Source organism: Archangium primigenium, assembly GCF_016904885.1.
In the GTDB taxonomy this organism is placed as follows: domain Bacteria; phylum Myxococcota; class Myxococcia; order Myxococcales; family Myxococcaceae; genus Cystobacter; species Cystobacter primigenius.
Genome location: NZ_JADWYI010000001.1, coordinates 4,331,115 through 4,352,907, shown reverse-complemented (window position 1 = coordinate 4,352,907; position 21,793 = coordinate 4,331,115). Strand labels below are relative to the sequence as shown.

Here is a 21,793-nt window from a genome sequence, read left to right as displayed (position 1 = left end):
GACTCGCGTGGACACCGCCGCGTTGGGGTTGAGCCTGAGGCTGGCGGCCTGGACGACGCTCCTCTTGCTCGTGCTGGGCCTGCCCCTGGCGGCGTGGCTCGCCCAGACGCGCTGGCGCTTCAAGTTCCTGGTGGAGGCGCTGGTGGCGCTGCCCCTGGTGCTGCCGCCCACCGTGCTCGGCTTCTACCTGCTCGTGGCCATGGGCCCCCGGGGCGTCTTGGGGCCCGCCTTCGAGGCGCTCGTGGGCCACTCGCTGCCCTTCAGCTTCGCGGGGCTCCTGCTCGGCTCGGTCCTCTACAGCCTGCCCTTCGCCGTACAGCCCTTCACGGTGGCGCTCGCGGGGGTGGACCGGCGGCTCTTGGAGGCCTCGTGGTGCCTGGGCGTGTCGCGCCCGCGCACCTTCCTGCGGGTGGTGCTGCCGCTGGCCTTTCCGGGCATCCTCTCCGGCATGGTGCTCACCTTCGCCCATACCCTGGGCGAGTTCGGCGTGGTGCTCATGGTGGGCGGCAACCTGGAGGGCCGCACGCGCACGGCCTCCATCGCCATCTACGACGCGGTGCAGGCGCTGGACTACGCCGCGGCGGGCCGCACCTCGCTGGTGCTCTTGGGGGTGTCCTTCACGGTGCTGGTGCTCACCTACGGCGCGCGGCGGGCGGGAGGTGCCCCCTGGGGCGTGCGCTCGTAGTCGCGCTGGAGAAGCGCTTTCGCGGCGGCCCCACCGTGCGGGCGGCCCTGGAGTGGGAGGCCGCGCCCGGCCGCGTGCTGGTGCTCTTCGGGCCCTCGGGCGCGGGGAAGAGCACGGTGCTGCGGTGCCTGGCGGGCCTGGAGCGGCCGGACACGGGCCACATCCACTTCCACGGCGAGCCCTGGTGCGACACCCGCGTCCGCGTCCTGCTGCCCCCGCAGGCGCGACGGGTGGGCCTGCTCTTCCAGGACTACGCCCTCTTTCCCCACCTCACCGCCGAGGCCAACGTGCGCTACGGCCTGGAGGGCCTGCCCGAGGCCGAGCGGCGCGAGCGCGTCCAGTCCTTGCTCACGCTGCTGGGCCTGCACGGCCTGGAGCGGCGCCTGCCCCGGGAGCTGTCCGGGGGCCAGCAACAGCGCGTGGCCCTGGCGCGGGCGCTCGCCATCCGACCCCGGCTGCTGCTGCTCGACGAGCCCCTGTCCGCGCTGGACGCCCCCTCGCGCGAGCACCTCCGGGGGGAGCTGCGGCGGCTGCTGCGCGAGCTGGGCGTGCCCACCGTGGTGGTGACGCATGATCGCCTGGAGGCCCTGGCGCTCGGCGACACGCTGGTGGCCATGGAAGGGGGCCGGGTGTGCCAGGTGGGGCCCGTGGCCGACGTGTTCAACCACCCCGCCGAGCTCGCGGTGGCGCGCATGACGGGCATCGAGACGGTGCTGCCCGGCCGGGTGGTGCGGCGCGAGCACGGGCTCGTCGCGGTGGAGACGGGCCCCCGGACGCTGCACGCCGTGGAGCTCGCGCCCGGGGGCGATCAGGTCTTCGTGTGCCTGCGCGCCGAGGACGTCACCCTGGGCGCGCCCGAGGCCGGGTCCGAGCCGCGTGGCGCTTCCTCCGCACGCAACCGCCTGGCCTGCACCGTGGTGTCCCTGTCCCCCGAGGGCGCGCTGGTGCGCGTGGCGCTCGACGCGGGCTTTCCCCTGGTGGCCCGGGTGACCCGGCTGTCCTGCGAGGAGCTGGGCCTCGCCGAGGGGCGGCCCGTCACCGCCAGCTTCAAGGCGCCCGCCGTGCGGCTCGTGCCCCGCCCCTGAGCGCGCCTACAGGCTCTTGCGGCAGAAGGTGCTCAAGGCCAGACACGCATCGCGCAGGTCCGCCAGGCCGAAGTGCTGATCGAACACACACGCGCCCCGCAGCCGCGCCATGCGCGCGCGCAGCCGCGGATTGCTGAAGACGCTGAAGATGATGACGGGCAGCTGGGGCAGGCGCGTGCTCAGCCGCACCAGCGCCGTCATGCCCGCGTCGTCGAGCATGCGTGCGTTGCAGATGATGAGCTCCGGCATCCGGTACTGGCCGAGCAGCAGCCGCTCGAACAAGGGCGCCACCTCCCGGCCATCCTGCACCACCCCACACCCGAAGCGCTCGCGCACGAGCATGTCGCGCACGGCCTGACCGCGCGCCTTGAGGCTCTCGAGCAGCAGCACCTGGCCCGGGTACACCATGAGTTGCCGGCGGGGCTCTCCCCAGAACACCCGCTGCCCCCCCTGCCCGGGCGATTGCTGTTGTGCCTGCTGCTGGGCCCATACCGCGTTGGCGCTCATGTACTCCCCCCCGTCGTGAAGACCCATCTCCCGCTGGGCGGCACGGCCTCGGCCAGCGGACCCGGGATGACTAAGCATCCCGGAATATCCCTACCAGCCCGTGCAGCCTGGAAAGAATGTGCGCGCGTGGCGCCGCGGGGGGCCGTGTCGCGCCCGAGACACGTGCCGGGGCGCGTCACGGCGCTGCGTTCACCGACGGGCGATGACCTCAGCGCGCGGGGAGGGGGGTCGTGCTCGCCAGGACACGCAGGAAGGCCCACCGCTGGCGCAACCACCGCAGGGGCGCCCACAGCGGCGCGCGGCGACGGTTGCCCGGAAGGCCCTCCACGAGCGCCTCCAGCGCGCCGCCGGCCCCCACGAGCACCGCGCCCGGCAACCGCAGCGCGGCCTGCAGGCAGAACAGCTCCTGGGTGGGCGTGGCCAGGCACACCCAGACGAGATCCGGCCGCGTCAGGGCGATGCGCTCGATCACCCGCTCCACCGCGGCGCCCCGGCCCTCGGGGGGCAGATGCGCCGCCGTCACGCCCACCGCGAGCAGACCATGGGTGTCGCGCAGCACGCCCGCGGCGCGCTCGGCCACCTGGGGACGATCCGACACGACCGCCACGCGCCACCCGCGCTCGCGCGCCAGGGTGGCCAGCGGCGGCAACCACTCCGCGCCCGCGCGCGGCTCGGCCAGCGGCGAGCCCAGTCGCTCCGCGGCCCGCACCAGCGCGGGGCTTCCCGCCAGGCACAGGTCCGCGGTGGCGAGCGCCTCGCGCAGGGCCACGTCCCGCTCGGCGCGGACCACGTGCTCCACGTCGGGCAGCATCACCCGTCCGCCCTGCCGCGCGTCCACCAGCCGCGCGATGCGGCCCAGCGTGTCCTCCAGGCGCCCGGCATCCACCGGCACCCGGCCAATACAAATCCGGCGCGCACCGACCGTCAGGCCGCGCTCCTCCGACCCCGGCCCCATCACCCCGCTCATCACCCGCCTCCTCCTGGCGCCCCGTGGGCCGACACAGTGGTGTCTCACCCCGGGTTATGCCAGGGGGCTCTGACGTCCCACGGGGGCGGGGACTGACGCCGGTGACTCCCGGCCGTCCCCGCGCACCCCTGGGCGCCCCGGCCCTTACAGATCCGGCGGCGGCCGCACACCCAGGTGGCAGGCGCGCAGCGCCAGCTGGGTGCGGTTCTCCGCGCCCAGCTTGCGGTAGAGCTGGGTCACGTGGGACTTCACGGTGCGCTCGGCGATCTGCAGGTGGGCGGCGATCTTCAGGTTGTCCGCGCCTCCCGCCACGTACGCCAACACCTCGCGCTCGCGCTGGGTGAGCGTGAGCAACACGCTCGCCGTGGCGGACGGCACCGGTGGGTGCTCGAAGTCATTGCGCAACAGCTGCACCGGAAAGAGCCGCTCGCCGCGCACCAGGGCATTGACCGCGGTGCTCACCGCGTTGGACGTGAGGCTCTGGCGGAAGAGATAACCCGACGCCCCCTCGTCGAAGCACTGCGAGATGAAGTCCTGGGCGTTGGCCGAGGAGAGCACGAGCATGCGCACCTCCAGCCGGCGCTTGCGCGCCTCGCGCAGGAGGTTGAGCCCCTCCATGCCCGAGCACCCCATGCCCGCGTCGCTCGACGGCTCCACGTCGAGAATGGCCACCTGCGGCGGATCCGTGCCGATGCCGTCCAGGAGCGTGCGCACATCGCGCGTCACCCACAGGACGTTGAGGCCTTCACCCTTGAGACCATCGGCCAGGCCCTGCCAGGCCGCCCACGGTCCTTCCAACAATCCAACGCGCACATCCACTTGATTTGCTGCCATGTGAGGGCCCCCCAGCCGTCATGGCGTACTGCCTATTTTTTGGAAATCAATCGACTACCGTCTGGCTCGACGCCCACACCCGGCGACTTCTCAGGAGTCCGTGCGCGTTGTGTTCGCGCGGGTGTTTGGGTCGGCCCGTCTGCATCCAACCATGAACCGTTGTGTGTCTGCTCTTCGCTCCCCCCCACTTCCAGTACCGGAGAAAGGCTCCGGCACCCAGCACCGGCAGCACCCAGGCGCGGCCGACGTTTTCCCACGACTGTCCGAATGTCCATCCCCCACTTTCCTGTCCAGTGCCGGCGTCGCGCCATCTGATGGAGAGTGTGCAGGTGCAGACCCAACGGCGCCTGGAGATGTCCATCAGTGAGCACCCCCCCGCCTCGGGCGACCCGTCCTCGCGGCGCGATCCTCTGTTCTCGGGAAATGAGGAGGCCCGTCCCGCTGGCCGATCCGGCTAGGCTGCCCGGCGCATGCGCCCGTCCCCCTCCGCCCACCTGGATGTCGCCACCCCGGAGCGCGTCTCGCTCTCGCTGCCGGTGGCGGGCCTCGGCTACCGCTGCCTGGCCTACCTCGTGGACCTGCTGCTGCTCTTCTTCTTCTGGGTGGTGGCCTACTTCCTCTTCACGCTGCTGGTGAGCGACGTGCTCGGCTTCTTCCAGGGCCTGTCGGGGCTGGCGCGCACGCTGCTCGTGGTGGGCGTGTTCGCCACGCAGTGGGTGTACTGGACGGCGTGTGAAGTGCTCATGGATGGACAGACGCCCGGCAAGCGCCTGGTGGGCATCCGCGTGGTACGGGCCGATGGCGCCCCGGTGGGCGTGCTCGAGTGCGCGGTGCGCAACCTCGTGCGCCTGGTGGACGCCCTGCCCTTCTTCTACGCGGTGGGCTGCTTGAGCGTGCTCTTCACCCGGCGCCACCAGCGGCTCGGGGATCTGCTGGCCGGCACGCTGCTCGTGCGCGAGGAGCGCATCGACCTGGGCAAGTACGCGCCCGCCTCCGCCCCCGCCCCGTCGTCCGCGCCGCGGCCCGCCACCCCGCGCCGGCTCACCTCCGGGGACACGGAGCTCATCCTGTCCTTCCTCGCGCGGGCCCCCTGGCTCGAGCCCCAGGCGCGGGCGCGGCTGGGGGCGCGGCTGGTGGAGCGCTATGGCGGCCTCGGGGACGCCGAGCGCGCGGCGCTGCTCGCCTCGCCCGGGGACGCCGAGGCCTTCCTGCGCACGTGCGCCCAGGCGGAGCGCTGAGCGTGACCTCCTCCCTGCCCGCGTTCGTGGGCCGCCGCCGGCCGGACTGGGACGCCCTGGGCGCGCTGCTCGCGCGGCAGCGCGCCGGCACGCTGCGCCTGGAGGATCTGCGCTCGCTCGACGTGCTCTACCGGCGCGCGGCGGCGGACCTGGCGCACGCGCAGACGTTCCACGCGGGCACCGACGTCCACCGCTTCCTCAACCAGTTGTGCGCCCAGGCCTACGCCGTCATCTACCAGCCCCCGCGCGAGCGCTGGGCCGCGCTGGGCGCCTTCTTCCGCCACGAATTGCCGCGCACCCTGCGCGCCCACGGGGCCTACGTGGCCACGAGCGCGGGCCTGTTCCTGTTGGGCATCCTGCTGGGCGCGGGCGTGGTGCTCCTGGAGCCGCGGGGCGCCGAGCTGCTCGTGCCCGAGAACCTGCGCGACTCCATCGCGCGCGGGGAGATGTGGACCGACGGCATCCTGTCCGTGGCGCCCCCCAACGCGGTGGCCTCGGCCATCGCCACCAACAACCTCACCGTCACCATCGTCACCTTCGCCTCGGGGCTCTTGCTCGGCCTGGGCACGGTGTTCGTGCTCGTCAACAACGGCGTGCACCTGGGCTCGGTGGCGGCGCTGTGCGCGCGCGAGGGGCTCGGGCCCAAGCTCTTGGACTTCATCGCCGCGCATGGCCCCGTGGAGCTGTCCATCATCGTCATCGCCGGCGGCGCGGGGCTCAGGGTGGGCCAGTCGCTCGTCGACCCGGGCGAGCTGCCCCGGAGCCAGGCGCTCGTGCTGCGCGGGCGCGAGGCCGTGAAGCTCGTGCTCGGCTGCGCGCCCTTCCTCGCCCTCATCGCGCTCGTGGAGGGCTTCGTGTCTCCCGGCGATCTGTTCTCCACGCCCCTCAAGGCCTTGCTGGGCCTCGCCCTGGGCGCGCTCTTCTGGGGCTACCTGCTGCGCGCGGGCCGCGCCTAGGGGGGCAGGAAGGGAATTTCAGCTCCCAGGGATCCGCTGTAGATGGAATTCCCACTTTCGCGGGGCATCCAGTGTCTATTCGCTTTTCTTCCAGGTATGTTTCTGGAGAATTCACGCAGAAGCAGTCCGCCCTGGGACCCTACCCCCCAGATCTAGAAGGCATCTCCCCCGGGGTGCCCCCGTTCGCGAGGACAGAAGGATGAAAGCACTCCGCATCCGATCACTGGCCGTGATGTGCCTGCTCGCGCTGCCCATGACGGCTGGCGCCACCGATCTCCGCTTCGAGCAGGGCTCACTCATCATCCCCGAGCAGATGGCCTACCAGAGCCGATGTGGCGCCGTGGCGTCCTACGGTCTGGTCTACCGGCTGCTGCAGCAGAAGGTGACGATCTACTGGTCGGTCGAGCCCACGAAGACGAGCCACCACCGCTGCAAGAACACCTCCGACGACAAGCGGTACATCGACGGCTGTGATTTCAAGGTGGAGAAGGAGACCGGGCAGCCGGTGTCCCTGCTGAGCAACTCCACGGGCAAGTTCTCCGAGGACTTCACCACCTTCAGCACCACGGGCAACCCGAACAACACGGGTGAGGGTGCGATCAAGGTGGACAAGAAGCAGACGCGCCTGCGCTACATGGGCGGCCCCTTCATCATCGACGCCTCCGAGGCGGCCAAGGCCATCGCGCTCATCAAGGACCACGCGGACTTCAGCCTGTTCCGCGGCCCCGAGGGCAGCGCGACGTGCAACCCCGGCACCGCCTGGAACGTGCGCGTGCACCGCGCCAACAACGCGTTCGTGGCGCCCGTCGCGCGCATCATGAACGAGGTGCCCCCGCCCATCGCGCTGGTGCTCGGCCGCAACACCTCCAACGCGGGCTCGGTGGAGATCCTCCGCGCCTACCTCACCAACGCCGGCCTGAACTTCACGGGCGCCGAGGGCACGTTCGACAAGCACGGCAAGATCTTCGACGTGCTGGATCAGGACAAGGAGCTCGTCTCCAGCGCCGCCTACCCCAAGAGCAAGCTCAACTACGCGCCGGATGCCAGCGCGCCCAACAAGACCTACTACAAGGTCCTCTGGTCGCCGCACTGGCAGGGCGACGTCTCCACGAGCACCAAGCGCTCCAACCTCAAGTCGGCGCTGTCCAACATCGCGCACTTCGTGGACATCGGGAACAGCATCTTCAACGAGTGCGCCTCCATCGAGACGTACGAGAGCAGCTACAAGCCCAACGAGACGGTGCGCGACCTGTACCAGGACAACGAGCCCACGCGCTTCATGTCGGGCGCCCAGAAGAAGCCGGGCCTGCAGACGCTGGACGCCGGCGAGCTGATCCTCCCCAACGGCTTCGCGGTGAACGGACAGGACTGCTCGGACCCGGGCCGCACGGGTGACTGCTACAGCTACAGCAACTACGGCGACCTGTTCAGCCAGAAGGGCGACTTCGAGCTGACCGTGCCGTCCACGAGCACCGTCGAGGCGTTCCGTCCCCGCTCGGGCCAGGACTACGACGAGGGCGCGGTGCGGATGATCAGCACCAAGTCCCCCACCGCGGCCAAGGACGGCTGGGACCTGTACGTGTCGCGCCAGAAGGACAACAACAAGCAGAAGGGCAACGTCATCTACCTGGCGGGCCACACCTTCGCGCAGCTCGCGGGCGGCAACCGCATCGTGCTCAACACGCTGCTCAACCTCGCCTACAAGCCCGAGTCGCTCGAGACGAGCCGCTCGGAGCCCGTGGCCGACCTCACCTATGACAAGGACGGCAAGCTCGACAAGATGAACGTGCTCGCCGGCACCTTCCTGCACACCCCGCCCCAGGCCCTCTACCCCGAGCGCATCAACTTCCGCGCGGAGCAGGCCGCCGACTGGGTCTTCCCCTACATCGAGGGCCGCCTGCGCTCCTACGATGCGAGGGCGATCGACACGGATCGCCAGACCTTCAGCCAGAACGCCACCTGGGAGGCCAGCGTGCTGGTGCCCTCGCCGGGCCAGCGCACCCTCTTCACCGTGCTCGGCGCCAACCAGACCGGCCTCAAGCGCGTGCCCTTCACCGTCGATCAGCTCGGCAACGGCTGCGTGGACGACACCAGCACGGGCAAGATCAAGAAGATGTGCGACCTGCAGGAGGCGATGGGCCTGGACCTCAACTCCACCGGGACCAGCGTGCTGGATCCGACCGGGGCCGGAGAGATCCTCTCCAACATGACGACCCTGTTCAACACGTACAACCACATGAGCAAGCACTTCCTGCAGCGGGTGCGGGGCTACTGTGTGGCGCACGAGGTGAACGACGGCACGCCCTTCGACGTGTTCACGCCCACCGAGAACCAGTGTGACAACCGGCAGTTCGGCGAGGTGCGCTCCACGCTCGGCGGTCTGGATCACGCGAGCGCCGCGGTGGTGGGCCCCAGCCCCTACATCAAGACGGTGCGTCCGGAGGTGGCCTACGTGGGCGGCCTGGACGGCCAGCTGCACGCCATCTACCTGCGCGGCACCCAGGCGGGCATGGCCAGCGTCAAGCCGGGCACCGAGCTGTGGGCGTTCGTCCCCAAGGGGCAGCTCTCGCGCCTGTCCACCAACAACGCCCGCGTGGACATCTCGCCGGTGGTGTCGGACATCTACGCGGACTACGAGGACACCAACAACGACGGCGTGCTCTCCAACGACAAGGAGCGCTCGACGGGCAAGTTCCGCTGGCGCACGGTGCTCGTGTCGGGCTCGGGCCGCCTGGGCGGTGAGCTGTTCGCGCTGGACGTGACGGATCCCCTCAAGCCGCTCGTGCTCTGGGACGTGGTGTCCAAGACGGACAACACCAACACGGGCGACGCGCAGAAGGACACGGCCATCAAGTGGACGGAGCGCTGGAAGGACGGCGACAAGAACCCGCCCCCGCCCTACCTGGATCCGCCCACCAAGAAGACGGGCCCCTTCAACTTCCTGGACCTCGGCGACACGCTGACGGTGAACCTGGTGCCGGTGCGCCGCGGCAACCGCCCGAGCTACCAGGTCGTCGTGGCCACCAACGGCGGCAAGGACGGCGCCCAGCAGTTGCAGGTGTTCGCCCTGGAGGCGGGCACGGGCAAGAAGATCTGGCAGTGGGAGCGCCCCTACGGCGAGGACACCTCCAACTCGCTGCCCGGCGGCACCTCCACGCTGGACGTGGACGGCGACGGCAGCATGGACCGGGTGTACGTGGGTGACATGGAAGGCCGGGTGTGGGAGCTGTCCGCCCACACGGGAGCCAACCTGAACTACTTCAACGTCGGCGGCTCGCCCGTGAGCTACCCGCTCTACAGCACGCAGGATCCGCTGCACCCGGTGAGCACGGTGCCGGCCATCATGCGCCTGCCCTACACGTTCGAGGCCGGCAGCATCTTCAGCGGGCTGGGCGTGGGCAACAAGGCCTCGGGCAAGCTGGCGCTCGTGTTCGGCACGGCCGGCGCCGACTGGGTCCTCGCGCGCAACGACAAGATCAAGGGTCGGATGTACGTGGCGGTGGCGCTGCCCGAGGACCTGGGCATCCGCGACGTGCTCTCCTACGACAAGAGCACCCCGGTGCCCTTCGATCTGCGCAGCCCGCTCGCCAATCGCGGCACCGTCAAGTCCGGCGCGGTGACCTTCCTGACGCTCGAGGAGAAGGAGCGCGCCGTGGGCTCGCCGAAGATCGTCGGCAGCAACATCGTGCTGTCGACCGCCTACGGCACCACGGAGAGCGATCCCTTCAACTCCAACATGCAGGGCCGCACCCACCTGGTGGACCTGAACAAGAGCGGCAAGACGGCGGACAAGGAGATCGCCACGGCGGGCAAGGCGGCCGCGGGCGTGCTCGTGCTGCCCGATGGCACCATCGTCACCCAGACCATGACGGGCATCCAGAGCACGCCGCCCAAGACCGTCGACGTGCCGGTGTCGAGCATCGAAGGCAAGCGCAGCCCGGTGCGCATCGGCTCCTGGCTGGATCTGGGCCGGGCCCTCGCGGAGTAGACCAGCATGGCCAGGCGGACTGCTCCCCGGGGTTTGACGCTCGTCGAGGTGATGGTGGCCATGGTGATCATCGCCGTGGCCACCCTGGCCCTGGTGTCCGCCAACACCATCGCCGCCCGCTACTCCAGCCGCTCCTATCGCCACTACGTGGCGATGCGGCTGGCGCAGCAGCGGCTGGAGGTCCTGGTGATGGGCGACCAGAAGCAGAAGCTGCGCACGGCCGCCGCCGCCGCGGCGCCCGTGGTGGATGGTGCACCGCCGGACTGCCAGGAGAGCGGCAAGCCGGCGGTGCTGTGCACGGATCCGAGCCTGATGGGGTGGGTGGACATCTATGGTCGCCCCTGCCGCCGCACGGGCACGCCCGAGCAGGGCTACCACCCCACCTGCCAGTACCGCCGCTACGTGCGCTACACGCAGGAGGTGAGTAGCAGCTCCGACATCGGAGACACGTGGCGCGTCACCGTCGCGGTCAGCCACGCGACGGATGGCGTGTGTGGCAACTTCCTGGAAGGTAATTCCCAATGCGTCGTCACCAGCGCCGTCCTGACCCGCTAACGTCCCTGGTCCGGAGGCGGCGCCCGCGCCGCGGCCTGACCCTGGTGGAGCTGGTGATGAGCGCCGCGCTCGGCATCATCCTGCTGTCGGCCGCGGTGGCCGTGCTGCTGGCCGCCGGCCGCATGCGGCGCAACCAGCAGCTGCTGTCGGATGCCAACGAGGAGTCCCGCGCCGCCCTGCGCACCCTCTCGCGCGCCCTGGCGGCCACCGGCGTGGGCGGCACCCAGTACGCCTATCTGGATGAATCGGGCAACCGCGTGATGCGCTCCGCGCTCATCTTCCAGAACGGCGTCGCCCCGCTCGGGCCGAAGATGCCCCAGGCCCCCGACACGATCACGCTCCTGCGCTACAAGGCCGACCGGCGCAGCGAGCTGCTGAGCGATCTGACCAACAGCCGGTTCTACGTGACACCGGATCCCCGCCGGGCGACCACGCCCGGCGTGGTGGCGCAACACTTCGAGGAGGGCGACAGCGCCCTCATCACCAACTTCCAGCGCGCCATGCTCGTGCCCGTGGACCGGGCCCAGTTGGACGGCGGAACCCCGCGCGTCGAGGTGCGCACCGGCGGGATGATCCCCGAGACGCTCCAGGAGCAGAACGGCATCCGGATCGACATGGGCGCCAGCGTGTTCCCGGTGCAGATCGTGCGCTACCGGATTGCCTACGTGCCCGCCTCGGAGCAGCACCCCGAGCGCGGCGACCTGGTCATGGACACGCTGCATCCCCGCACGGGCGCCGTGCTGAACACCTCCGTGCTGGCGCGCGACGTGGAGGACTTGCAGGTGCAGTGGGCCTCGGACTCCAACGGCGATGGCATCCACGACGGCTTCAGCGACGTCGGCCCCACGGCCGGCTTCACCGATCCGTACCTGCTCTACGCTCGCGTCAGCCTCTCGGCGCGCACGAGCGCGCCCCTCATCGGGGACAAGGGCGACCTGCAGGCCAAGGGCGAGATGACGCCCTTCGAGCGGGGTCTGGATCTGTCGGGACCCACCGCCCAACCCGAAGCCAGTGGTTTCCGCCGCCGGGTGCTCAGCACCGTGGTACTCCTCAAGAACCTCGCCGCCTCGCGCATCTGACAGGCCGGAGACGCGACATGAAGCCCCAAGCTCCTCGTGGTTCCACCCTGTTGACCGCCCTGGGGATCACCGTGATCCTGGCGCTCATCATCTTTGGCGTGCTCACGTATACCGGCGCGGAGCAGGAGCGCAGCAACCGCTCCGTGCGCGACATCGACGCGCAGACGTGCGCCGAGTCCGCCGCCCAGTACGGCCGCAAGTTCTACGGGCTGCGCTTCGCCGAGTGGGGGGGGCCCAACAGCATCCTCGATCCCGCCCGGGGCTTCAGCAACCCCGGGGCCAAGCGCGAGGACTGGGCCCCCGGCTCCTTCGGGCGGATGGACGGCCAGCCCGTCACCGCCGCCCTGCCCCCCGACTTCCGCGTCACCGTCCGCGACAACGTGGACGACACGCCCAACAACCCCTTCTCGGACAACGATCTGCAGATCGTCCTCCGGGCCGAGTGCCTCATCCCGCGGCTGCAGCTGCGCGACGTGGTGGAGTCCCCGCGCGAGGTGACGGAGGACCCCTTCGGCTGGCACGGCCAGGTGCTCTCGGACACGAGCGAGACCCGGCGCAACAAGGTCCTGGAGGTGGTGCTCATCCACGTGCCCGGCGACAACTACAAGGGGCAGCGCAGCGGCGGCGCCACGGGTGATCAGAACACCACCCAGTGAGGCGCCCGTCCGGGCGTGCCCGGGCGCTCCCTCCCCCCGCCCTACCGGCCGCGCGCGGGCAGCACCGCGGCCCGTACGGGCGGGCGCACCGGCTGGCGCACCTCGGCGCGCTCGCGGTGGCGGAGGATCTTCTCGTAGGCCAGGTTCAGCTCGCGCATCTGCGCCTCCGAACCGCCCCGGTCCGGGTGCCGCTCGAGCGCCAGTTCGCGGAAGCGCGTGCGCACCACCTCCAGCGAATCCCTCGGGGACACGCCCAGCACCTGGTGCGGATCCTGCTCCTCCAGGGCCGCCATCCACGCGTCCAGCTTGCCCTTGGCGGCCAGGAAGCGCTCGTCCGCGGCGCTCGTGTCCTTCACCGGGTGGGTGCGCATCTTCGCGTCCGCCCGGAAGACCTCGGTGTAGGTGCTGGACACCCAGCGTCGGCACGAATCGCAGCGGAAGTACTTGATGCGAGGCCCCGCTTGACTGGTCATCCGCACGCCACAGTGGGTGCACTCGACCTCGACGTTCTCCAGGGTCCGCCAGTTCCAGCTCGTCGCAACCGCCGCGCTCATGGGTGTGCCACCTCGTCCGTGTCAGGCGCTACAGGGTCGTAGCGAGCGCCAAGGTCGCACGATCCGATCCCCTGTCAAGAAATGAGCACGCGAGGGGGCTGGAAAACTCCGCCCCCACGGCGTGTGTCGGCGCTCCGGGTTTCACGCTAGAACCCGGCGGATGCTTGAACGGACCATCGCCTTCCTCGGCGCCGGCAACATGGCCGAGGCGCTCATCAAGGGCCTGTTGCGCGCGGGCACCGCCCGGCCCGAGTCGATCCTCGCCACGGCCCGCCGCCCGGAGCGCCTGGACGCGCTGCGGAGCACCTACGGGGTGCGCACCACCCTGGACAACCTCACCGCGGTGCGCGAGGCGGACGTGGTGGTGCTCGCCGTCAAGCCGCAGGCGCTGGACAAGGTGCTCGTGCAGGTGGCGCCCGCCGCGGGGCCCGAGAAGCTCTTCGTCTCGGTGGCCGCGGGCGTGCCCATCTCCGCCCTGGAGCGGCGGCTGGGCGGGGGCTCGCGCATCATCCGCACCATGCCCAACACGCCCTCGCTCGTGGGCGCGGGGGCCTGTGCCCTGTCGCCCGGGGAGCACGCGAGCGAGGAGGACCTGGCGGTGGCCAGCCGCATCTTCCAGTCCGTGGGCACCACCACCGTGGTGGACGAGAACCTGCTGGACGCCGTGACGGGCCTGTCCGGCAGCGGCCCCGCCTACATCTTCCTCATCATCGAGGCCCTGTCGGACGCGGGCGTGAAGGTGGGCCTGCCGCGCTACACCGCGCTCAAGCTGGCCGCCCAGACGGTGCTGGGCAGCGCGCAGCTGCTCATCGAGACGAGCGCCCACCCCGGCCAGCTCAAGGATCAGGTGACGAGCCCCGGGGGCACGGCGATCGCCGGGCTGCACACCCTGGAGGCGGGCGGGCTGCGCACCACGCTCATCAACGCCGTGGAGGCGGCCACCCGGCGAGCAAGGGAGTTGGGGGAGCAGTTCCTGGAGAAGTCCTAGGGCTGGCCTATACTCGGGCGCATGAAGATCACCCCTCTCGACATCCGCCAGAAGCGCTTCGAGGCGGCCCTGCGGGGCTACGCCAAGGGTGAGGTGGATGCCTTCCTCGAGCTGCTGTCCAGCGAGTTCGAGGAAGTGGTCAAGGAGAACATCGGCCTCAAGGAGGAGCTCAAGCGCACCCAGCTCAAGCTGGAGCAGCACGTGGAGCGCGAGCGCACCCTCCAGGAGACCATGGTCACCGCGCAGCGCATCAGCGAGGACATGAAGGTCGCCGCCAAGAAGGAGGCGGAGATCATCCTCGCGGACGCGGAGCATCAGGCGGAGAAGATCGTCCACGGCGCGCACCAGCGGCTGGTGCAGGTGGTGGAGGACATCAACGAGCTCAAGCGCCAGCGCACCCAGTTCGAGTCGCAGGTGAAGTCCGTGGTGGACGCGCACCAGAAGCTGCTGGAGACGTTCAGCGGGCGCACCTTCGCGGACAAGGACTACGCGCGCGTGGAGGACAACGTGGCGTACCTCACCCAGAAGAAGGCGCAGAACGCCGAGTAGCCCGGGGCGCTGACGCCCCGCGTCGCGGGGTGGGGGTGCACGAGGCTTGGCGCGGCGCGGGCCCAGGCTGCTATGTCTGGTGCCTCACGTGAGGCCGCCCATGCGCCATCTGCTCCTCCTGCTCCTGCTGTGCTTCGGGTCCTTCCCGGTCGGGGCCCAGGAGGCGATGGCGCCCCCCCAGGTGGCGGGCCATGCCAATGGCGGCGTCGAGCCCGCCCTGGTGCCCACCGCCCTGCCCGCCCTGGTGAAGGGCTCGGTGCAGACGCCGCGCTTTCGCATCCAGTACTCCGCGCGCGCCGAGGGCGCCGCGCGCCAGCTCGCCACCACCATCGAGTCCATGCGCGACGCCTTCGTGAACGTGCTCGGCCGCGACTGGCCCGGCATGACGGAGATCCGCCTGGGCGTGGGGCGCGCGGAGTTCGAGGGCATGGCGCTGCCCGGCGGCGAGCCCCCGGGCTGGGCCGTGGCGCTCGCCTACCCCGCCCATGGCATCGTCCTGCTCGACGCGCTGACGCTCGCGGGCCCCGAGGGGCAGATCACCCTGCGGCACGAACTGGCGCACGTGGCGCTCGGACGGCTCGCGCCGCGCTGGCCCCGCTGGTTCCAGGAGGGCCTGGCGCAGAACCTCACCGGCGAGAACCTCTCCATGACGCACTACGCGGCGCTCTTCAGCGCCGTGGCCCAGGAGAAGGTCTTCCGCTTCGAGCACCTGGCCGAGGACTGGCCGGATCTGCCCTCGGACGTGGAGCTCGCCTACGCGCAGAGCGCCGCCTTCGTGGGCTGGCTCGCGGCGCGCCAGGGCCCCGCGGGCATGGGCCGGCTCGTGGACGAGGTGGCCACGGGTCAGCCCTTCGAGCAGGCCTTCGGCAAGGCCCTGCACACCTCGTTGTGGGTGGAGGAGCAGGCCTGGCGCGAGGGGCTCTCGGCCCGCTACGGGTGGCTGCCCCTGACGACGAGCTCCTCGCTCTTGTGGCTGCTCATCATCGCCCTGGGCCTCGCGGCCAGCCTGCGCCTGCGCACGATCAAGGAGCGGCGCCTGGCGGAGATGGACGCGCGCGAGGCCGCCGAGGAGGCCGCCCTGCGCGCGGAGCTCGAGGCGGAGCTCGCCCAGCAGCGCCCCACCCTGAGCCTCCCCCCGGACGTCGTCACCCAGGAGGCCCACGGAGACGCGGAGTCCGCCGATTCCCCCGAATCCCCAAGCACGGACTGGCGGGAGTCTCCCACCTCGGAGCCAGAGGAAGACCCGGAGCGCACACCCACCCCCACCAAACCCACCCTGCACTGAGGATTCCCGCTCCTCTCCGCCAAAGTTCATCGCCCCCGGCGCAAAATCTACAGCTTGCCGGGGGTGGGAGTCGCACCGCCACGGGCCAACCCAGCGGATTCACGGCACTCGGTGGAAGACGCGCGTTGGCAGGCCACTTGCTTGACTCCCAGGCACAAGCGCGGAGGAAGGCGAGATGGCGGAGCAGGCACGGCGTCGGGCAGGGGTGGCGAGGGTTTTCGCGGGGCAGCCCGAGCGGCTCGCGGCGGCATGGCGCCGGGCGCGCTTCGCCGAGGCCCGCAAGGAAGGCGCGCCGCCGCGCAACCAGTTGGACAGCCTGGTGGAGCCCTTCATCCGGGAGATTGGCCGCACGTTGGAGGGCAAGGAGGGCAGTGCCTGGAGCCGCACGCGGGCGGTGCTCCGGTTGTCGCCCCAGCGCGGCACGCGCGCCCTCAACGAGGAGTTCGCCGCCCTGCGCCGCTGCCTCCTGGACGCGGTGGAGACGCTCGGCGGAGGCGACTCGGAGCGGGCCGTGGTGAACAACGCGGTGGACGAGGCGGCCATCTCCTCGACGGACCTGCTGGAGCACCTGAGCAACCGCTACGCGCCCAAGCCGCGCGTGCCCTTCGCGGGCCTGGTGGTGCAGAGCTTCGAGAAGGCGCCGGCCGTGCGCGAGCAGGCCGTCACGGGCGAGCTGCAGGCCGCCGCGCACTGACTTCTTCAGGTTGGGTCGACCCGTCCGGAGTGATGCGTCCCTTCCAGGACGCATCCGGGGGCGGTTGATGGGGGCGCGCTGCCGGGCCATTCTGGGCCCGAGGCGCGAAACGGCGCGGGTGCCCATACGGGGGTATGGGGCGCCCGCGGACATGGCCGCTGAAAGCCGCGGGGATGGGGGTCTCCGCGAGCCTTCTGACGGCCGGACGGGTCGACACTTTTTCCGGGCGGGCGCGTGCGTTCAGTGCGCGTCCGCCCACGTCTTTCCGGCGCCCACCTCGACCTTGAGGGGAATCTTCAGCGTCATCACCGCGCCCATGCACCGGCGCGACAGCTCCTTGACCCGCTCCACCTCGGCGTCGGGCGCCTCGAAGAGCAATTCGTCGTGCACCTGCAGGAGCATGCGCGTCTGGAGGCCCTGGCGCCGCAGCTCCGCCTCCACGTCCAGCATGGCCTTCTTCATCAGGTCCGCCGCCGTGCCCTGGATGGGCATGTTGATGGCGGCGCGCTCGGCGGCCTGCACCACCTGGCGGTTCTTCGCGTTCAAATCGCCCATGGGGCGGCGCCGGCCGAAGAGCGTCTCCACGTAGCCGCGCTCGCGCGCCACCTTCACCGTCTCGTCCAGGTAGCGCTTGATGCCCGCGTAGCGCGTGAAGTAGCGCTCGATGATGTCGCGCGCGTCCTCCTCGGGGATGTTCAGCCGCGTGGACAGGCCGTAGGGCGACAGGCCGTAGGCGATGCCGAAGTTGACCATCTTCGCCACCCGGCGTTGATCCCGCGTCACCTCCGCCTGCGGCACGCCGAAGATCTCCGCCGCGGTGCGGCTGTGGATGTCCTCGTCCTGGGCGAAGGCGTCCAGCAGCACCTCGTCCCCGGCGATGTGCGCGAGCAGCCGCAGCTCGATCTGGCTGTAGTCCGCGGAGACGAGCTGGTGGCCCTCCTCGGCGATGAAGGCCCGGCGGATCTCCAGGCCCAGCTCGGTGCGGATGGGGATGTTCTGCAGGTTCGGGTCCGACGAGGACAGCCGGCCCGTGGCCGTGGCCGCCTGGTGAAACGTCGTGTGCAGGCGCCCGTCCGGGCCCACCAGCTCCGGCAGCGTGTCCAGGTAGGTGCTCTTGAGCTTGGACAGCGAGCGGTACTCGATGATGGCGCGCGGCAGCGCGTGCTGCTCGGCGAGCTTCTCCAGCACCTCCTGGTCCGTGGAGGGGCCCGTCTTGCCGCGCTTGAGCACGGGCAATTCCAGCTTCTTGTAGAGCACCTCGGCGAGCTGCGGGTTGGAGCCCACGTTGAACTCGGTGCCCGCCAGCTCGTGGATCTGCTTCACCTTGGCGTCGCAGTCGGCGCCCACCTGCTCGGAGATGCGCCGCAGCGTCTTCACGTCCACCTTCACGCCCCGCGACTCCATGCTCGCCAAGAGCGGCACGAGCGGCAGCTCCAGCTCGTGCGCGAGCTTGTCGAGCCCGAGGGGGCCGAGCTCCTCCCAGAGCCCGGGGGCGAGCTGTCGCGCCACGTCCGCGCGGCCGCCGAAGGCCGCGGCCACCTCGCCGGGGGCGTACTCCTTGAGGGGACGCGCCTTGCGGCCCCCCGTCGTGGGCGGGGGCGGCAGCTCCACGTGCAGCCGCTCCCGGGCGAGCAGCTCCAGGGAGTGGTCGCGCCGCGAGGCATCCAGCAGGTAGCTCAGCAGCTCGACGTCATCCTCCCCGCCCCTCAGGGCCATCCCCTCGCGCGCCAGCAGGAGCGCCAGGGCCTTGAGGTCATGCCCGCCCTTCTTGACGGCCGCGTCCTCCAGCACGCCCTGGAGCGCCCGCTTGAAGTCGGCCAGCCGCACCTGCTCCACGCCCAGGCCCTCGTGGCGCAAGGGGACATAGAGCGACGCGCCGTCGGCGAGCGACACCCCGAGGCCCACGAGCGACGCGTTCAGGGGCAGCCCCTCGTACGCGGGAATCAGCGTCACCCGGCCGGCCTCGCGCACCCGCCCGGCCAGCGCCTCGAGGGCCTCCGCGGTGGTGACCAGGGGCGTCTCCGTGGCGAGCTGCGTGGGCGCCTGGGTGGGCAGCTCCCGGAGCAGCGCGGTGAACTCCAGCTCGGTGAAGAGCTGGCGCAGGGGCGCCTCGTGCAGGGGCTGGCGCTGGAGGGCCTCGAGCGTCACGTCCAGCGTGAGATCCGTGCGGAACGTCACCAGGTCGCGCGCGCGCAGCAGGCTGTCGCGGTGCTCCTCGAGCGCGGCGCGCATCTTGGGCTTCTTCACCTCGGAGAGCCGGGAGAGCAGCGCGTCCACGCCGCCAAACTGGGTGAGCAGCTCCACGGCGCTCTTGGGCCCGATGCCCGGCACCTTGGGCACGTTGTCCACGGCGTCCCCGATGAGCGCCAGGTAGTCGCGCATCTGCGCGGGCTCGATGCCCAGCCGCTCCTTCACCTCGGCGGGCGTGGTGTAGCGCTCGTTCTGCGGATCGTACAGGTGCACCCGGTCATCGACGATCTGCACGAAGTCCTTGTCGCCGGTGACCACGAGGACGTGGAAGCCCTCGGCGGTGGCGCGCCGGGCGAGCGTGCCGATGACGTCGTCCGCCTCCCAACCGGCCACCTCGAGGATGGGCAGCCCCAGGCCTTCCGCCACCTGGCGGATGTAGGGGAACTGCTGGCCCAGGTCCTCGGGCATCGCCTTGCGATGGGCCTTGTAGTTGGGATCGATCTTCTGGCGCTCGGCGCGGCTCTCCTTGTCGAAGGCGAGCGCCACGTGGGAGGGCTCCAGCTCCTTGAGCGCCTTGAGCACCTGGCGGGTGAAGCCCAGGGTGGCGTTGGTCGGCACCCCCTGACGGGTCGTCAGGGGGGGGATGGCGTGATAGGCGCGGAAGATGAAGCTGGAGGCGTCGATCAGCACGAGGCGGGACACGCCGGGGGGAGGACTGGGAACCATGGCCCGGCCTTAGCCGAGCCCCCCGCCCGCTGTCCACGCCGTCCGTGGCGCGCCGTTCAGCAGCCGTTTTCCTTCTTCCAGCTGGCGATCTTTTCCGCCACGCCGTCACCGGGAACGGCGAGGTCCATGATGTTGTCGACCTCGGTGCACGTGCTGGCCTCCTTGAAGGCCTGGAGTGCCAGGGTGGAGCAGCGGCCCACGTCCAGGTTGAGGTCCGTGTTGCCCGCGTAGAAGCCAAAGCCCAGCTTCCACACCATGCAGGCGCGGCGCTGGTTGCCCCGGTCGGACCAGTACTTGCCCCGGATGACGGACTTGGAGGCCATGTCCTGCTGGATGTTGCGCCGGTAGAAGGACGGGCGCGACTCGGCCAGCGAGTCCATGAGCGCCTTGTCCACCTCGAGCGCCTCCTTGAAGGACTCGGCGGCCTTCTCCACGTCCTCGCTCTGCAGATAGCCCTCGCCCACCTTGAAGAGCTGGTCCACGTTGCTCACGGCCTTGAGCAGCTTGTCCGCGTCCGCGTGGTACTGGGACAGCTCGTAGTTGTTGCGCAGGCGCTGCAAGAGGGTGATGGCCTCGTTGCCGCGGCCGCCCCAGTAGTCGAGCATCGCCTCGACCATGAACTTGTGGGGGTAGCGCTGCTTGAAGGTGTCCTCCACGAGCGTCTTGGGGTTGGGCCCGGTGTCATCCGCCATGAAGATGTCGGACACGGGGCAGCGCCAGGGCTCGGCGTTGGGCGTCACCTTCTGCCGGGCCGTGAGGAACTCGATGTACATCTTGTCCTTGGGCCGCCACTCGGTGCGGCCCAGGCGCCGGCGCGAGTCGATGACCAGGGTGAAGCCCAGGGGCGGCTCCAGGTCCTCGCGGCTCATCTTCTGGCACGCGAAGCTCATGTAGCGCTCGCACTTGGGCACCGCCGCGGCGTAGCTGCGGTCGGCGATGTAGCGCTTGCAGTCATCCCCGGAGCGCTTCATCACGAGCTGCACCGCCTCGATGACCTTGGGCTTGGCGCGGCGGAAGTAGACGCTCTCCTTGGGAATCTTCTGGAAGGCGTCCAGCGCCTCCTCTTCCTTGAGGCGCGCCATGGCCTTGGCGCCCAGGGAGAAGAAGTTCGAGGCCTCCTTCTCCGTCTTGATGCGGCGCATCAGGCCGTTGGCCTCGCCGTTGATGGGATCCAGATCCAACGCCTTGGAGCAGGCCGCCTCCGCCTTGGCCCAGTCCGGCTCGCCGCCCATCTCCGTGGAGGAGAAGGAGCGGCACTGGCTGAGGAACTCCTGCACCTGCTGCGTCTGGGACAGCGCGCTGGGCACGGGGTTGGCCGCCGGGGCCTTGCCCCCGCCGCCCGAGAGGCTCTTGGCGACGCCGGCCACGAGCAACACGCCCACCGTGGCGGCGGCCACGATGAGCAGCCGCTTGCGCGAGCCCGCGCCGGGCGCGCCCTCCGCCATGTCCTCGCCGGGCCGGAGCGCGGCGGTGCCTCCCGCGAGCGTGGGCATGGTCTTGCTCGTGCCCTCGAGCACCACCTCCACCATGCCGAAGGTGATGACGTCCCCGGGCAGCAGGGGCTGGGGCTCCTTGCCCACGGGCTCGCCATTGAGGAAGGTGCCGTTGGCGCTGCCCAGGTCGCGCACCATGGGGCCCTGGGGGGTGTCCTCGACCTCGGCGTGCCGGCGGCTGACCGAGTCGTCGTCGAACACCACCGCGGCGGGCGGCTGGCGGCCCACCACGAGCTTGCTGGTGAGCGGATAGCGCTTGTTGGCCCAGGGACCGGTGAGGCCCTTGAGGGTCAGGCCCTCTTCCGCCGCGTCGGCGGGCGGCGCCGCGCCTCCCGGACGTTTGGCCAGGGCCGAGCCGGGCCGCTTGCTCGGCGAGACGGGCCGCACGGACGTGGAGCGGCCGGTGCCCAGGCCCAGGGGCTCGCCCTCCTCGGGCTTGGCGCTCTTGCGCACGCCGGTGGCGCGCGACGCGGGGCCCTTGAGCTTCAGGGCGTAGTCGCCCATGAGCACCTGGGACCTGGCCGTGAGCGGCGTGGGGCCGGTGATGCGCTGGCCATCCACGAAGGTGCCGTTGGCGCTGCCCACGTCCTCCACCATCACGGTGGTGCCCTCGAGGAAGAAGCGCGCGTGGCGGCGCGACACCCCTCCCTCGGCGAGAACCAGATCATTGGTTCCCGCCTGGCGGCCGATCTTCAGCTCACCGGCGAGCTCGTGCTCGCTCTCGTGTCCGTCGGGATGACGGATGATCAGGGTTGCCATGTTCG

Annotated in this window: 18 protein-coding genes; 12 read left to right on the top strand and 6 right to left on the bottom strand. The window is 70.7% G+C overall.

The window, feature by feature from the left end; all coding sequences use genetic code 11:
- Window positions 1-7: 7 nt before the first annotated feature.
- Both modB and I3V78_RS18100 read left to right on the top strand, forming a co-directional pair.
- The gene (gene modB / locus I3V78_RS18105; RefSeq protein ID WP_204489725.1) at window positions 8-685 is read left to right on the top strand and encodes a molybdate ABC transporter permease subunit; all 678 of its coding nucleotides are present in this window, start codon (window positions 8-10) and stop codon (window positions 683-685) included.
- A 35-nt stretch (window positions 686-720) separates the two neighbouring features.
- A complete protein-coding gene (locus I3V78_RS18100) occupies window positions 721-1,770 on the top strand; it encodes an ABC transporter ATP-binding protein (RefSeq protein WP_338023645.1) in 1,050 nt (349 codons plus the stop codon).
- 6 nt (window positions 1,771-1,776) lie between these two features.
- Here the strand turns inward: I3V78_RS18100 and I3V78_RS18095 are convergent, their stop codons facing one another.
- From I3V78_RS18095 to fruA, 3 genes are all read right to left on the bottom strand, one after another.
- Complete coding sequence (locus I3V78_RS18095; RefSeq protein ID WP_204489724.1) at window positions 1,777-2,277, bottom strand: hypothetical protein; 501 nt, start codon at window positions 2,275-2,277, stop codon at window positions 1,777-1,779.
- Between the two features lie 208 nt (window positions 2,278-2,485).
- Window positions 2,486-3,244, bottom strand: a complete 759-nt coding sequence (locus tag I3V78_RS18090) for a WecB/TagA/CpsF family glycosyltransferase (RefSeq protein WP_204489723.1) — start codon at window positions 3,242-3,244, stop codon at window positions 2,486-2,488.
- Between the two features lie 144 nt (window positions 3,245-3,388).
- A complete protein-coding gene (gene fruA / locus I3V78_RS18085) occupies window positions 3,389-4,078 on the bottom strand; it encodes a response regulator transcription factor FruA (protein ID WP_204489722.1) in 690 nt (229 codons plus the stop codon).
- Between the two features lie 470 nt (window positions 4,079-4,548).
- Here fruA and I3V78_RS18080 point away from each other — a divergent pair, with 470 nt between their 5' ends.
- The 6 genes from I3V78_RS18080 to I3V78_RS18055 all read left to right on the top strand — a co-directional run bounded on the left by I3V78_RS18080 (window position 4,549) and on the right by I3V78_RS18055 (window position 12,550).
- A complete protein-coding gene (locus I3V78_RS18080) occupies window positions 4,549-5,316 on the top strand; it encodes an RDD family protein (protein WP_204489721.1) in 768 nt (255 codons plus the stop codon).
- Window positions 5,317-5,318: 2 nt separating this feature from the next.
- Window positions 5,319-6,272 carry a stage II sporulation protein M gene (locus I3V78_RS18075; protein ID WP_204489720.1) on the top strand — a complete coding sequence of 318 codons (954 nt, stop codon included), beginning with the start codon at window positions 5,319-5,321 and terminating at the stop codon, window positions 6,270-6,272.
- A gap of 199 nt (window positions 6,273-6,471) precedes the next feature.
- Window positions 6,472-10,260, top strand: a complete 3,789-nt coding sequence (locus I3V78_RS18070; protein ID WP_204489719.1) for a pilus assembly protein — start codon at window positions 6,472-6,474, stop codon at window positions 10,258-10,260.
- Between the two features lie 6 nt (window positions 10,261-10,266).
- Entirely contained in the window at window positions 10,267-10,815 is a 549-nt protein-coding gene (locus tag I3V78_RS18065; protein ID WP_204489718.1) for a type IV pilus modification PilV family protein, read from the top strand.
- Window positions 10,816-10,871: 56 nt separating this feature from the next.
- A complete protein-coding gene (locus tag I3V78_RS18060) occupies window positions 10,872-11,894 on the top strand; it encodes a hypothetical protein (protein ID WP_204489717.1) in 1,023 nt (340 codons plus the stop codon).
- A 17-nt stretch (window positions 11,895-11,911) separates the two neighbouring features.
- A complete protein-coding gene (locus tag I3V78_RS18055; protein WP_204489716.1) occupies window positions 11,912-12,550 on the top strand; it encodes a hypothetical protein in 639 nt (212 codons plus the stop codon).
- Between the two features lie 41 nt (window positions 12,551-12,591).
- On the opposite strand, the gene I3V78_RS18050 is transcribed toward I3V78_RS18055, so the two are convergent.
- Entirely contained in the window at window positions 12,592-13,104 is a 513-nt protein-coding gene (locus I3V78_RS18050) for a J domain-containing protein (RefSeq protein ID WP_204489715.1), read from the bottom strand.
- A gap of 160 nt (window positions 13,105-13,264) precedes the next feature.
- Here I3V78_RS18050 and proC point away from each other — a divergent pair, with 160 nt between their 5' ends.
- From proC to I3V78_RS18030, 4 genes are all read left to right on the top strand, one after another.
- On the top strand, window positions 13,265-14,092 hold the full coding sequence (proC, locus tag I3V78_RS18045) for a pyrroline-5-carboxylate reductase (RefSeq protein WP_204489714.1): 828 nt from the start codon (window positions 13,265-13,267) through the stop codon (window positions 14,090-14,092).
- A gap of 21 nt (window positions 14,093-14,113) precedes the next feature.
- Window positions 14,114-14,641, top strand: a complete 528-nt coding sequence (locus I3V78_RS18040) for a DivIVA domain-containing protein (protein ID WP_204489713.1) — start codon at window positions 14,114-14,116, stop codon at window positions 14,639-14,641.
- A 100-nt stretch (window positions 14,642-14,741) separates the two neighbouring features.
- Window positions 14,742-15,926 carry a peptidase MA family metallohydrolase gene (locus tag I3V78_RS18035; RefSeq protein WP_204489712.1) on the top strand — a complete coding sequence of 395 codons (1,185 nt, stop codon included), beginning with the start codon at window positions 14,742-14,744 and terminating at the stop codon, window positions 15,924-15,926.
- Between the two features lie 175 nt (window positions 15,927-16,101).
- Window positions 16,102-16,620, top strand: a complete 519-nt coding sequence (locus I3V78_RS18030; RefSeq protein WP_204489711.1) for a hypothetical protein — start codon at window positions 16,102-16,104, stop codon at window positions 16,618-16,620.
- Window positions 16,621-16,860: 240 nt separating this feature from the next.
- On the opposite strand, the gene polA is transcribed toward I3V78_RS18030, so the two are convergent.
- Complete coding sequence (polA, locus tag I3V78_RS18025) at window positions 16,861-19,536, bottom strand: DNA polymerase I (protein WP_204489710.1); 2,676 nt, start codon at window positions 19,534-19,536, stop codon at window positions 16,861-16,863.
- A 56-nt stretch (window positions 19,537-19,592) separates the two neighbouring features.
- On the bottom strand, window positions 19,593-21,788 hold the full coding sequence (locus I3V78_RS18020) for an FHA domain-containing protein (RefSeq protein ID WP_204489709.1): 2,196 nt from the start codon (window positions 21,786-21,788) through the stop codon (window positions 19,593-19,595).
- Window positions 21,789-21,793: the final 5 nt, after the last annotated feature.